The organism is Ensifer adhaerens (assembly GCF_002007205.1).
Classification (GTDB): Bacteria; Pseudomonadota; Alphaproteobacteria; order Rhizobiales; family Rhizobiaceae; genus Ensifer; species Ensifer adhaerens_D.
Window position 1 is genome coordinate 1,371,783 of the sequence record NZ_LAZS01000005.1, and the last position, 12,623, is coordinate 1,384,405.

Below are 12,623 nucleotides of genomic sequence, written 5' to 3' on the forward strand. Positions count from 1 at the left end.
AACTCCTAGGTTTGGAGCGAGGCCGTCCCCGCGGTTGTTCGGTATCGACTTTGCGAACCGTGCAGCCGTCTGCAATGGGGGTTCTATCTCACACTCCGGTTTCGGCAGCAAGCCAGCCACGGGCAGATCAGCCTTGCGTCGGTGGCAAAGCTAAACCATTTCACGCTTTCCTTAAAACCGTGAAAAACCGAGTTCCGAAAGGCGCGCTCGCCCCTGTGGAGAGATGCCGGTTGCTTCCCCGCACCGGCTCTAAGGTGCGTTGCGCTCCCGGCGGAGCTTCGCCCACCATTCCAGCCGCTTGCGGATCTCGCGCTCGAACCCGCGCTCTGGCGGATCGTAGAAGGTCTTCCGGCCCATCTTCTCCGGGAAATAGTCCTGGCCGGAAAAGGCGTCGGGTTCGTCATGGTCGTAGCGGTAGCCGTCGCCGTAGCCTTCGCCCTTCATCAACTTTGTCGGCGCGTTGAGGATATGCTTGGGCGGCAGCAGCGAACCGTTTTCTTTCGCCGCCCGCATCGCCGCCTTGTAGGCGGTGTAGACGCCGTTCGATTTCGGTGCGGTCGCGAGATAGACACAGGCCTCGGCGAGCGCCAGTTCGCCCTCGGGCGAGCCGAGATAATCATAGGCATCCTTGGCGGCGTTGCAGACCACCAGGGCCTGCGGGTCGGCAAGGCCGATGTCCTCGACCGCCATGCGCACCAGGCGTCGCCCGAGATAGAGCGGGTCCTCACCGGCATCGAACATGCGGCAGAGATAATAGAGTGCGGCATCCGGGTCGGAACCGCGCACCGACTTGTGCAGCGCGGAGATCAGATTGTAGTGGCCGTCCTGGCCCTTGTCGTAGACCGGCGCCCGGCGCTGGACGATGTTCTGCAGGGCCGCCGCATCGAAGATCTCGTCGCGGCGCGCGGCACGCCAGACTTCCTCGGCAAGCGTCAGCGCCGCCCGGCCGTCGCCATCGGCCATGCGGATGAGACTGGCGCGTGCATCCGCATCGAGCGGCAGTTTCTTGCCCTCGGCCTCCTCAGCGCGCGACAGCAGTTCCTCGATGCTGTCCTCGCCATGCGGCTTGAAGGTCAGCACGCGGGCTCGGGACAGAAGAGCGGCGTTGAGTTCGAAGGACGGGTTTTCCGTCGTCGCGCCGACGAGGATGACCGTGCCGTCCTCCATGACAGGCAGGAAGCTGTCCTGCTGGGCGCGATTGAAGCGGTGGATCTCGTCGACGAAAAGCAGCGTCTGGCGGCCGGACATGCGCCGCGCTCTGGCTGCCTCAAACACTTTCTTCAGGTCGGCGACGCCGGAGAAGATCGCCGAGATCTGCTCGAAGGCGAGACCCGCCTCCCCCGAAAGCAGCCGCGCCACGGTCGTCTTGCCGGTTCCGGGCGGCCCCCAGAAGATCATCGATCCGAGCGAACCCGAAGCAATCATGCGCGACAGCACGCCGTCCTCACCGGTCAGGTGATCCTGACCGGTGACTTCGGCAAGCGTGCGCGGGCGAAGCCGGTCGGCAAGCGGCCTTGCCGAGGTCATTTCCGGTGGTTCGTGGGCGGTGAACAGATCGCTCATCGGAAGAACTGACGAATGAGCTGGCCGTCGCGCTCGATCTCGACGCGCCAGAAGGAAGCTTCGTCGGCCATCACCTCTTCCAGCGTCTTCGAGGTGTCGATCGACGTGCCGTTGACCGAGCGGACAATATCCTTCGGCTCGAGACCGATGCGGGCGGCCGGCGAGCCCCGGTTGACCTGCATGACGACGACGCCCTGCAGCGAGGTCGACATGCGCAGTTCGTCGGCAAGACGCGGCGACAGATTGGCGACGACCGCACCGGCAAAGGGGTTGCGCCCCTCGATCAGCCGTTCGTCGCGCGGCGAGGTCTCCGGCGCCCGGTCGAGCTTCAGCGCCACCTCACGCGGCTTGCCGTTTTCCGATACCGTCACCCGCGCCTCATGGCCGATGCCCACCGTCGTCAGGCGGTAGCCGAGCGCATCGGGATGTTCGACCTCGATGCCGTTGACGGCGGTGATCACCTGGCCGGGCTTGATGCCGGCCTGTTCGGCCGGTCCACCCGCCACGACGGCCGTCACCAGCGCACCGCGGGCGCGGTTGAGGCCGAGGGCCTCGGCCACTTCCGAAGTGACCGGCTCAAAGCTGGCGCCGATGAAGGGACGCACGAAGGCGCCGTTGCCACCCTCGGCCGACGCAACGAAGACCTTCACCAGATTGGCGGGAATGGCAAAGCCGACGCCGTTCGAGCCGCCGCCCTTGGAGAAGATCGCGGTGTTGATACCGATGAGCTGACCGTTCATGTCGATGAGGCCGCCGCCGGAATTACCCGGGTTGATCGCCGCATCCGTCTGGATGAAGAAGCCGAAATCGCCCGACGAGACCTGGTTGCGTGCGAGCGCCGACACGATGCCGCTGGTCACCGTCTGGCCGACGCCGAAGGGGTTGCCGATCGCCAGCACGAGATCGCCGACCTCGACGGCATCGGAATCACCGAGCGGCACGATGTCGAAGGGACCGTCCGACTGGATCTTCAAGACCGCGAGATCAAGCCGGTCGTCTTTAAGCACGATCTTGCAGGGAAACTCGCGGCCGTCCGCCAGCGCCACCTTGATGTCGTCTGCGCCCTCGATGACGTGGTTGTTGGTCACCACGATGCCGTTCTTGCCGACGATCACGCCGGAACCGAGCGAGGACTGCTTCTCCGAGCGGTTCGGCATGCGCTGGCCGAAGAACTCCTCGAAGAAGGGATCGCCGGAGAAGATCGAGCGGCGCTCGACGACCCGTTCCGCATAAACGTTGACGACGGCATTTGCCGTCTGCTTGACGAGCGGCGAAAAGGAAAGCTGCATTTCGGTACGCGACTGCGGAACCGTCTTGGCCTCCTGGGCCAATGCCGGACAGGCGAGAGAAACAGCGATGACGAGCGAAACAAGCGCTCTTCGACCAACGATCATGTAATGCATTCTCCTATTCGTCGCGGCTACGTTCAGATAGGATTTCGTGGGAAAAAAGGCAAATGTTGGCGCAAGATACGCAAAGGCGTCCGCTTCACGCGCTATGCACGAAAACGTGGTTTCAAACCCCTTTCACGGTGATCGAAAGTCTGGTGAGTTCATAAAAGACAAAGCTCATAAATCGCTTCGGAAAAAACCATGCCATCTTACCGCCTGCCGCGAATCGTTTCCTCCGAAATCACTCCGGAGGCCATCTTCCTCAACCGCCGCACCTTCCTCGGGGCTGCTGCCGGCGGCGCGCTGCTTGCGGGCAGTGGCACGGGGCTAGCGGCCACCCTCAGCGCCTCCAAGAGCAAATACACCGTCGACGAAGACATGACGCCTGAGGCCGATGTCACGAGCTACAACAATTTCTATGAGTTCGGGACCGGCAAAGGCGATCCCGCTGCCAATTCGGGCAGCTTCAAACCGACGCCCTGGACGGTGAAGGTCGATGGCCTCGTCGGCAAGCCGAAGGAATTCGGGCTCGAGGAGCTGCTGGCGTTCCCGATCGAGGAGCGCGTCTATCGCATGCGCTGCGTCGAGGCCTGGTCGATGGTCATTCCCTGGACCGGATTTCAGCTCTCGGCCCTCCTCGACAAGGTCGAGCCGCTTGGCAGCGCCAAATATGTCTCGTTCGAAACCGTGGTGCGCCCGTCCGAAATGCCGGGACAATCCGGCTTCTTCCAGCCGCTGCCCTGGCCCTATCGCGAGGGGTTGAGGCTCGACGAGGCCCGTCACCCGCTGACGCTCCTGTCCGTCGGCGTCTACGGCAAGACGCTTCCCAGCCAGAACGGCGCTCCTGTTCGGCTGGTCACCCCCTGGAAATACGGTTTCAAGGGAATCAAATCGATCGTGCGGATTTCGCTGACGGAAACACAGCCGCCCTCGACCTGGAACCTCTCGGCCCCCAACGAGTACGGCTTCTTTGCCAACGTCAATCCGGCGGTCGATCACCCGCGCTGGAGCCAGGCAACGGAAAACCGCATCGGCGGTGGCGGCTTCTTCGGTTCCAACCGGCGCGACACCCTGCCCTTCAACGGCTATGCCGACGAGGTGGCAAGCCTCTATGCCGGCATGGATCTGAGAGCGAACTACTGATCATGCCCCGCCTGCCCTCGCTTCCGAAACGCTATCATTCGGCCTCGGTCTGGGGGCTCTATGGCCTCGGCCTGCTGCCCGCCGCCTACGCCTTCTATCTCGGCGCCACAGGGCGCCTGCCCGGAAATCCGGTCAAGGAGTTCGAACACCTGCTCGGCCTCTGGGCATTGCGTTTCCTCGTGGCGACGCTGGCAATCTCGCCGATCCGCGATCTCTTCGGTATCAACTGGCTACGCTACCGCCGGGCGCTGGGTCTGCTCGCCTTCTATTACGTGCTGATGCACTTCCTGGCTTACATGCTGCTTGATCAGCGGCTGAACGTCCCGGCAATCTTCGCCGACATCGCCCGTCGCCCGTTCATCACGATCGGCATGGCGGCCTTGGCCATGCTGATCCCGCTGGCACTGACCTCCAACAACTGGTCGATCCGCAGGCTTGGCGCGCGGTGGAACACGCTGCACCGGCTTGCCTATGTGATCGCCGCCGCCGGCGCGTTGCATTTCGCCATGGCGGTCAAGGTGGTCGGGCCAGAGCAGATGCTCTATCTCGGCCTGGTCGCCGTGCTGCTTTCCTGGCGACTGGTGCGCAAGCCGTATCTACGGCGCAAGCGGCAGGAGGCCAACGCGCCGGCAAGGACGGCCGCCGGAAGAGCCTGAGGCGTTCATCGCCCTATCTGAATATCGACCATCCACGGCATTTCGACGAAACCGCGGACTGACGAACGCGCCATCAAACGCACGTCTGAACGATAGGCCCAAAGAAAAAGCGGCCGGGTGACGAACACCCGGCCGCTTTGATTTCAATGCCTTCGATCGGCTTAGGCTGCTTCAGCAGCTTCGGCTTCAGCGGCAACGCGAGCGCGGTCAGCAGCGCCCTTGGCGTCGACGTCGCGGTCAACGAATTCGATGACGGCGAGAGCGGCGTTGTCGCCGTGGCGGAAGCCGGCCTTCATGATGCGCAGGTAGCCGCCGTTGCGGGTGGCGTAACGCGATGCGATCGTGTCGAACAGCTTGGCAACGACAGCGGCGTCGCGGATCTGCGAGATCGCCTGGCGGCGAGCGTGCAGGTCACCGCGCTTGCCGAGCGTGACGAGCTTCTCGACGATCGGGCGGATTTCCTTGGCCTTCGGCAGCGTCGTAACGATCTGCTCGTGCTGGATCAGCGAGGCTGCCATGTTGGCAAACATCGCCTTGCGGTGGCTGGCGGTTCTATTCAGCTTGCGGCCGGCTTTACCGTGGCGCATGGCTATTCTCCTTCACTTGCAGGCATTCGCCCGCAGTCTAATGGTTAGTATTGGTCTTCGTAACGCTTGGCGAGATCTTCGATGTTCTCAGGCGGCCAGGACGGCACTTCCATGCCGAGGTGCAGGCCCATGGAAGCGAGAACTTCCTTGATTTCGTTCAGCGACTTGCGACCAAAATTCGGCGTGCGGAGCATTTCTGCTTCGGTCTTCTGAATGAGGTCGCCGATGTAGACGATGTTGTCGTTCTTCAGGCAGTTGGCCGAACGGACCGAAAGTTCCAGTTCGTCGACCTTCTTGAGAAGCGCCGGATTGAAGGCGAGTTCGGTAACTGCCTCTTCCTCTGCTTCCTTCTGCGGTTCGTCGAAGTTGACGAAGACCGACAGCTGGTCCTGAAGGATGCGGGCCGCAAATGCGATCGCATCTTCACCGGTGACGGAACCGTCCGTCTCGATGGACATCGTCAGCTTGTCGTAGTCAAGAACCTGGCCTTCACGGGTGTTTTCCACCTTGTAGGACACTTTCTTGACCGGCGAGTACAGGCTGTCGACCGGGATCAGGCCGATCGGAGCATCTTCCGAACGGTTGCGATCAGCCGGCACGTAGCCCTTGCCGTTGTTGACGGTGAACTCCATGCGGATCTCAGCGCCCTCGTCGAGGGTGCAGATCACATGGTTCGGGTTGAGGATTTCGATATCGCCAACCGTCTGGATGTCACCGGCGGTAACAACGCCCGGACCCTGCTTGCGCACGACCATGCGCTTTGCGTCGTCGCCATCCATCTTGATGGCGATTTCCTTGATGTTGAGCACGATGTCCGTCACGTCTTCCCGGACGCCCGGGATAGAGGAGAACTCGTGCAGGACGCCGTCGATCTGCACTGCGGTGACAGCAGCACCGCGCAGCGACGACAAGAGAACGCGGCGGAGCGCGTTGCCGAGGGTCAGACCAAAGCCGCGCTCAAGCGGTTCCGCAACCAGCGTTGCCTTGGTGCGGCCGGAGGAGACGAACTCCACCTTGTTCGGCTTGATCAGTTCCTGCCAATTCTTCTGGATCATGTTTTCTGCCTTCCGTTCGTTGCCACCATCCAATCGTGACAACCGAGCCCCGAAGACCGGGAGAGAGCGGACGCCCCCTCACCGGCATGTTGAATGCAAATGATCAGACGCGGCGCTTCTTGCGCGGACGGCAACCGTTGTGCGGGATCGGGGTCACATCGCGGATCGAGGTGATCATGAAGCCCGCAGCCTGCAGCGCGCGAAGAGCGGATTCACGGCCGGAACCCGGACCGCAAACTTCGACTTCCAGCGACTTCATGCCGTGTTCCTGGGCCTTCTTGGCGCAGTCTTCAGCGGCGATCTGTGCGGCAAACGGGGTCGACTTACGCGAACCCTTGAAACCCTTGGCACCGGCAGACGACCAGGCAATGGCGTTGCCCTGTGCGTCGGTGATGGTGATCATGGTGTTGTTGAACGACGAATTGACGTGTGCAACGCCAGACGTGATGTTCTTGCGTTCGCGACGGCGAACGCGGGTGGCTTCCTTGGCCATAGGATCCCTTTCTTAGATCTCTGCACCGCCGTAATTCCAGCGGCTCCACCGGGAAAAGGATTTGACGTCCCCTGCCCTGCATCTTCATTTCTCGCAGAACGGAACCCCGTGCTGCGAACTTGCCATCCGACCGGACCGGCCGAACAAAGGTCGGGCGAACGCCCTTCCAAACTGCAAAAGGAGGCCGGTGTTTGACACCAGCCTCCCAATCTCCCTCTTCGGGAAATTACTTCTTCTTACCGGCAATCGCCTTCGCCGGACCCTTGCGGGTGCGGGCGTTGGTGTGGGTGCGCTGACCGCGAACCGGCAGGCCGCGACGGTGACGCAGGCCACGGTAGCAGCCGAGGTCCATCAGGCGCTTGATGTTCATCGAGGTCTCGCGACGCAGGTCACCTTCGACCTGGTAGTCGCGGTCGATCGTTTCGCGGATCTGCAGGACTTCAGCGTCCGTCAGCTGATGCACGCGACGATCAGCCGGGATACCGACCTTCTCGATGATTTCCTGTGCGAATTTCGGGCCGATCCCGTGAATGTAGGTCAGCGCGATAACTACGCGCTTCGCCGTCGGGATGTTGACGCCAGCGATACGTGCCACGTCTATTCTCCTTGCGTTCCAGTTGCCATCCGGCAATAGGTGCTTCGTTACGCGACCTCGAAGAGCCGCACGTTGATTGAGGTTCGAGACACGTCAAAAACGACCGTACCCGGACTTCATTTTCTTTGAAGACCGCGCCGATCGCTCTCATGTCGCGAGTTGGCGCTGTCTTTGGCGGAATCGGCCGGAAAAGTCAACTCCCCGGTGGTTCCTTTTCGGCAAAGACCAGTGTCTAAGCCAGAATCTTCTCGATCTCGGCAGTGACGGTGTTCACTTCCGCCATGCCATCAACCGTTCTGAGCTGCCCCGTTCCGGCGTAGTGCTCAGACAGCGGCGCCGTCTTTTCACGGTACTCGGTCAGCCGGCGCTTGAAAGCCTCCGGATTGTCGTCCGAGCGGACGGTGCCACCGGCTGCGATGGTTTCCGCTACGCGATTCTCCATCCGCTTTACAAGGGCTGCTTCGTCGACCTTGAGCTCGATCACGGCGTCGAGCTTCAAGCCCTTGCCGTCCAGCATCTTGCCGAGCGCGATCGCCTGCGGAACGGTGCGCGGATACCCATCGAGGATGAAACCCTTTGCACAGTCCGCCTGATCGATGCGATCCGACACGATTTCGTTGACGATCTCATCGGATACCAGCTGACCGGCATCCATGACCGCCTTGGCACGCTTGCCGACCTCGGTCGCCTGGGCGACGGCCGCCCGCAGCATATCTCCTGTGGAAAGCTGCGGAATGCCGTATCTCTCCGTCAGAAGCTTGGCCTGTGTCCCCTTGCCAGCGCCCGGCGGTCCCAAAAAAATCAGTCTCATCGTCCCCTCTTTCCTCCGCGCAGCTTCGACTTCTTGATCAGCCCCTCATATTGCTGTGCGATGAGGTGGCCCTGGATCTGTGCTACCGTATCAAGGGTGACGCTGACAACAATCAAAAGCGACGTACCACCAAGGTAGAACGGCACGCCGGTCTGAGAAATCAGAACTTCCGGCAAAATGCAGACGAAGATCAGGTAGGCCGCGCCGATCACGGTGATGCGCGTCAGGACGTAATCGATGTATTCCGCGGTGCGCTCGCCCGGACGAATGCCCGGAATGAAGCCGCCATGCTTCTTCAGATTGTCGGCCGTGTCCTTCGGATTGAAGACGATCGCAGTGTAGAAGAAGGCGAAGAACGCGATCATCGCACCGTAGAGCACCATGTAGAGCGGCTGGCCGTGCGCAAGCGCGCCAACAATGGTGGTCGCCCACCCCGGCAGCGTCGCCGTGTTGGCGAAACCAGCAAGCGTTGCCGGCAGCAGCAGGAGCGACGAGGCGAAGATCGCCGGGATGACGCCCGAGGTGTTGAGCTTCAGCGGCAGGTGCGAGGTGTCGCCCTGGAACATGCGGTTGCCGACCTGGCGCTTCGGATACTGGATCAGAAGCCGCCGCTGCGCACGCTCGACGAAAACGATAAGCGCGATGACGCCGACGACCATGACGATGATCGCGAGGATCAGCGGGGTGGACAGAGCGCCGGTGCGGCCGAGTTCGAGCGTGCCTGCAAGAGCCGTCGGCAGATGCGCGACGATGCCGGCGAAAATGATCAGCGAGATGCCGTTGCCGATACCGCGCGAGGTGATCTGTTCGCCGAGCCACATCAGGAACATCGTGCCGCCGAGCAGCGAGATGACCGTGGAAATACGGAAAAACCAACCTGGATCGTTCACAAGGCCGCTGCCGCTCTCGAGGCCGACGGCGATGGCATAAGCCTGCGCCGTGCCGAGAAGCACCGTGCCGTAGCGGGTATACTGGTTGATGATCTTGCGGCCCTGCTCGCCTTCCTTCTTCAGCTGTTCCAGCGCCGGAACGACTGACGTCATGAGCTGAACGATGATCGAGGCAGAGATATAGGGCATAATGCCGAGCGCGAAGATCGCCATGCGCTCAACCGCACCGCCCGAAAACATGTTGAAGAGGCCGAGGATGCCGCCGCTCTGGCCGCGGAATGCCTGGGCAAACGCTTCCGGGTTAAGACCGGGCAGCGGGATATAGGTGCCAAGACGGTAAACCAGAAGCGCACCAAGCGTGAACCAAAGACGTTTCTTCAGATCTTCCGCCTTGGCGAAAGTCGAGAAATTCAGGTTCGAGGCGAGCTGTTCCGCTGCAGAAGCCATGCAATTCTCCGCGTACCAAATCTCGGAATCAGCGGGAACACCCGGTCCGTTCCGGAAGGACTAACTTTTCGTCTTGAAAACCGGACGCGAGGCGATTGTGACTGCAATCGGATGCCTCACCGTGGTTTCCGCTATGTCCGCCGCGGCGAGCGATTCGCGCTTGCGGACGTGAGGCTCACATATGGGAGCAAAACCGCCCGGAGTGAAGCACCCCGGGCGGTTCATCAATAATATTATTCAGCAGCCGCTGCGAGCAGCTTGATCGAGCCGCCAGCCTTTTCGATCTTCTCGATCGCCGACTTGGAGGCACCGGCAACTTCGAGCGAAACCTTCGCCTTCAGTTCGCCGTCGGCCAGAACGCGGACGCCGTCCTTTTCGCGACGGATAACGCCGGCAGCCTTGAGGGCAGCTGCGTCAACGGTCTTGGAAGCGTCGAGCTTCTTGGCGTCGATTGCCGTCTGGATACGGCCGAGCGACACGACAACAAACTGCGAAGCGAAGATGTTGTTGAAGCCGCGCTTCGGCAGACGACGGTAGATCGGCATCTGGCCGCCTTCGAAGCCGTTGATGGCGACGCCCGAACGGGCCTTCTGACCCTTCACACCGCGACCGGCGGTCTTGCCGGAGCCCGAGCCGATACCACGGCCAAGACGCTTACGGCTGTGGGTCGAGCCTTCGTTGTCCTTGATTTCATTCAGTTTCATGAGCTTATCCCCCTCACTTCTCGTCGACGACGCGAACGAGGTGCTGGACGGTCCGGATCATGCCGCGGACAGACGGGGTGTCTTCCAGCGTGCGAACCCGGTGCATCTTGTTGAGGCCCAGGCCGATGAGCGTCTGACGCTGCGAGGCCGGGCGGCGAATGGGGCTACCGATCTGCTCGACGGTAACCGTCTTCTTTGCAACTTCTTTCTTAGCCATCTGTCAGCTCCCTTATTCTTCGGAAGCAGCGCCGGAGGCGGCACGGCGAGCCTGGAGCGTGGCGTACTTCATGCCGCGCTGAGCTGCGATGTCCTTCGGGTGCATCTGGTTCTTGAGGGCGTCGAAGGTTGCGCGAACCATGTTGTAGGGGTTCGACGAACCGGTCGACTTGGCAACGACGTCATGAACGCCGAGCGTTTCGAAGACGGCGCGCATCGGGCCACCGGCGATGATACCGGTACCGGCCTTGGCCGAGCGCAGCAGCACCTTGCCGGCGCCGTGACGGCCATGGACGTCGTGATGCAGGGTACGACCACCACGCAGCGGGACGAAAATGAGGTCGCGCTTGGCAGCTTCAGTCGCCTTGCGGATGGCTTCCGGCACTTCGCGTGCCTTGCCATGACCGAAGCCGACGCGGCCCTTCTGGTCGCCAACGACGACGAGAGCGGCGAAACCGAAACGACGACCGCCCTTCACCACCTTGGCGACGCGGTTGATTGCTACGAGCTTATCGACGAATTCGCTGTCGCGCTCTTCGCGGTTCTGGCGATCTTCGCGAGAACCCTTTCTTTCCTGTGCCATTGTCCTTTTCCTTTTTCTTTTCCGGGTGCAATCGGCAGATTGACAAAAGTCGCCCCCGTCCGATGGATCGGATGCGACCGGAAACCTATGAGAGTGCCAGGCGGGCGCAAAGCCCGCCTGGCGACCGATCAGAAGTTCAGACCACCTTCACGGGCGGCATCGGCCAAAGCCTTGATGCGGCCGTGATAGATGAAGGCGCCACGATCAAAGACAACGTCCTTGACGCCAGCCTTTGCGGCACGCTCAGCGATGAGCTTGCCGACGGCAGCCGCAGCTGCCGTGTCAGCGCCCGTCTTCAACGACGAACGCAGATCGGTATCGAGCGTGGAGGCAGACGCAAGCGTCTTGCCGGCAACGTCATCGATAACCTGTACGTAGATGTTCTTCGACGAGCGATGAACCGACAGGCGCGGACGGCCATTGGCGACCGCCTTGATTTGACGGCGCACGCGGTTGGCGCGACGCACAAGAGTATCTTTCCTGCTAGCCATTTCGCGTGTTCCTTACTTCTTCTTGCCTTCTTTGCGGACAATCCGCTCTTCGGCATACTTGACGCCCTTGCCCTTGTAGGGCTCGGGGCCGCGGTATTCGCGGATTTCCGCGGCAACCTGGCCGACCTGCTGCTTGTTGATGCCGGACACGATGATTTCGGTCGGCTTCGGAACAGCAATAGTGATGCCTTCCGGCGTCTGGTAGACGACGTCGTGGCTGAAGCCGAGCGCCAGCTGCAGGTTCTTGCCCTGCAGCGACGCACGATAACCAACGCCGTTGATTTCGAGCTTGCGCTCGTAACCGTCCTTGACGCCCTTGAAGATGTTCTCGATCATCGTGCGGGACATGCCCCACTTCGAACGAGCATCCTTGCTCTGGCTGAGCGGCTGTACAACAACCGCATTTTCTTCGAGCTTTACCGATACTTCGTCGTTTGCAACAAAGAACAGTTCGCCCTTCGGGCCCTTCGCCGTTACCTTCTGGCCATCAACGCTTGCCGTGACGCCTGCCGGAACCTGAACGGGCTTTTTACCGATACGAGACATTTTTATACCTGTCTGTTCGCTATGGAGAACTTGCTACCGTCTTCGATTAGAAGACGGAGCAAAGGATCTCGCCACCAACATTCTGTTCGCGTGCCTGATGATCGGCCATCACACCCTTCGGGGTCGAAAGGATGGTGATGCCGAGGCCGTTCGCGACCTGCGGAATGGACTTAACCGAGACATAAACTCGGCGGCCCGGCTTGGAGACGCGTCCGATCTCACGGATCACGGAAGCGCCTTCGTAGTACTTCAGCTCGATGTTCAGCTCGGCCTTGCCGTTGCCGAATACGACTTCAGAGTATCCACGGATGTAGCCTTCAGCCTGAAGAACATCCAGAACACGTGCGCGGAGCTTCGAAGCCGGCGTGGAAACGCTCGACTTGCGGCGAGCCGCACCGTTACGGATACGGGTGAGCATATCGCCCAGCGGATCAGTCATTGCCATGTGCCCG

General features: G+C 61.3%; 16 protein-coding genes. 2 read left to right on the forward strand and 14 right to left on the reverse strand.

Going from position 1 to position 12,623, the window contains the following annotated elements:
• Positions 1–249: 249 nt before the first annotated feature.
• A complete protein-coding gene (locus XB14_RS10395; protein WP_077961494.1) occupies positions 250–1,563 on the reverse strand; it encodes a replication-associated recombination protein A in 1,314 nt (437 codons plus the stop codon).
• Complete coding sequence (locus XB14_RS10400; protein ID WP_077961495.1) at positions 1,560–2,957, reverse strand: DegQ family serine endoprotease; 1,398 nt, start codon at positions 2,955–2,957, stop codon at positions 1,560–1,562. The genes XB14_RS10395 and XB14_RS10400 overlap by 4 nt, the downstream gene beginning before the upstream one ends.
• Positions 2,958–3,155: 198 nt before the next feature.
• On the opposite strand from XB14_RS10400, the gene msrP reads away from it, so the two are divergent.
• Together msrP and msrQ are read left to right on the forward strand one after the other, a co-directional pair.
• Complete coding sequence (gene msrP / locus XB14_RS10405) at positions 3,156–4,097, forward strand: protein-methionine-sulfoxide reductase catalytic subunit MsrP (protein WP_077961496.1); 942 nt, start codon at positions 3,156–3,158, stop codon at positions 4,095–4,097.
• Positions 4,098–4,099: 2 nt separating this feature from the next.
• Positions 4,100–4,753, forward strand: coding sequence for a protein-methionine-sulfoxide reductase heme-binding subunit MsrQ (gene msrQ, locus XB14_RS10410; protein WP_077961497.1), 654 nt, complete (start codon positions 4,100–4,102; stop codon positions 4,751–4,753).
• Positions 4,754–4,914: 161 nt separating this feature from the next.
• Here the strand turns inward: msrQ and rplQ are convergent, their stop codons facing one another.
• The 12 genes from rplQ to rpsH all read right to left on the reverse strand — a co-directional run bounded on the left by rplQ (position 4,915) and on the right by rpsH (position 12,616).
• Entirely contained in the window at positions 4,915–5,340 is a 426-nt protein-coding gene (gene rplQ, locus XB14_RS10415) for a 50S ribosomal protein L17 (RefSeq protein WP_077961498.1), read from the reverse strand.
• 44 nt (positions 5,341–5,384) lie between these two features.
• Positions 5,385–6,395, reverse strand: coding sequence for a DNA-directed RNA polymerase subunit alpha (locus XB14_RS10420; RefSeq protein WP_034795592.1), 1,011 nt, complete (start codon positions 6,393–6,395; stop codon positions 5,385–5,387).
• A 103-nt stretch (positions 6,396–6,498) separates the two neighbouring features.
• Entirely contained in the window at positions 6,499–6,888 is a 390-nt protein-coding gene (gene rpsK, locus XB14_RS10425) for a 30S ribosomal protein S11 (protein ID WP_003536496.1), read from the reverse strand.
• Between the two features lie 226 nt (positions 6,889–7,114).
• On the reverse strand, positions 7,115–7,483 hold the full coding sequence (rpsM, locus tag XB14_RS10430; protein WP_034795586.1) for a 30S ribosomal protein S13: 369 nt from the start codon (positions 7,481–7,483) through the stop codon (positions 7,115–7,117).
• A 232-nt stretch (positions 7,484–7,715) separates the two neighbouring features.
• Complete coding sequence (locus XB14_RS10435) at positions 7,716–8,294, reverse strand: adenylate kinase (RefSeq protein WP_077961499.1); 579 nt, start codon at positions 8,292–8,294, stop codon at positions 7,716–7,718.
• Positions 8,291–9,631 carry a preprotein translocase subunit SecY gene (gene secY / locus XB14_RS10440; RefSeq protein ID WP_077961500.1) on the reverse strand — a complete coding sequence of 447 codons (1,341 nt, stop codon included), beginning with the start codon at positions 9,629–9,631 and terminating at the stop codon, positions 8,291–8,293. The genes XB14_RS10435 and secY overlap by 4 nt, the downstream gene beginning before the upstream one ends.
• 233 nt (positions 9,632–9,864) lie before the next feature.
• Positions 9,865–10,335, reverse strand: coding sequence for a 50S ribosomal protein L15 (gene rplO / locus XB14_RS10445; protein ID WP_077961501.1), 471 nt, complete (start codon positions 10,333–10,335; stop codon positions 9,865–9,867).
• A gap of 13 nt (positions 10,336–10,348) precedes the next feature.
• Positions 10,349–10,552, reverse strand: a complete 204-nt coding sequence (gene rpmD, locus XB14_RS10450; RefSeq protein WP_077961502.1) for a 50S ribosomal protein L30 — start codon at positions 10,550–10,552, stop codon at positions 10,349–10,351.
• Between the two features lie 12 nt (positions 10,553–10,564).
• Entirely contained in the window at positions 10,565–11,134 is a 570-nt protein-coding gene (gene rpsE, locus XB14_RS10455) for a 30S ribosomal protein S5 (RefSeq protein ID WP_043623386.1), read from the reverse strand.
• Between the two features lie 128 nt (positions 11,135–11,262).
• Positions 11,263–11,625, reverse strand: coding sequence for a 50S ribosomal protein L18 (gene rplR / locus XB14_RS10460; protein ID WP_034795567.1), 363 nt, complete (start codon positions 11,623–11,625; stop codon positions 11,263–11,265).
• A 12-nt stretch (positions 11,626–11,637) separates the two neighbouring features.
• Positions 11,638–12,171, reverse strand: coding sequence for a 50S ribosomal protein L6 (gene rplF, locus XB14_RS10465; RefSeq protein WP_034795564.1), 534 nt, complete (start codon positions 12,169–12,171; stop codon positions 11,638–11,640).
• A gap of 46 nt (positions 12,172–12,217) precedes the next feature.
• A complete protein-coding gene (gene rpsH / locus XB14_RS10470; protein WP_025426677.1) occupies positions 12,218–12,616 on the reverse strand; it encodes a 30S ribosomal protein S8 in 399 nt (132 codons plus the stop codon).
• Between the last annotated feature and the right edge of the window lie 7 nt (positions 12,617–12,623).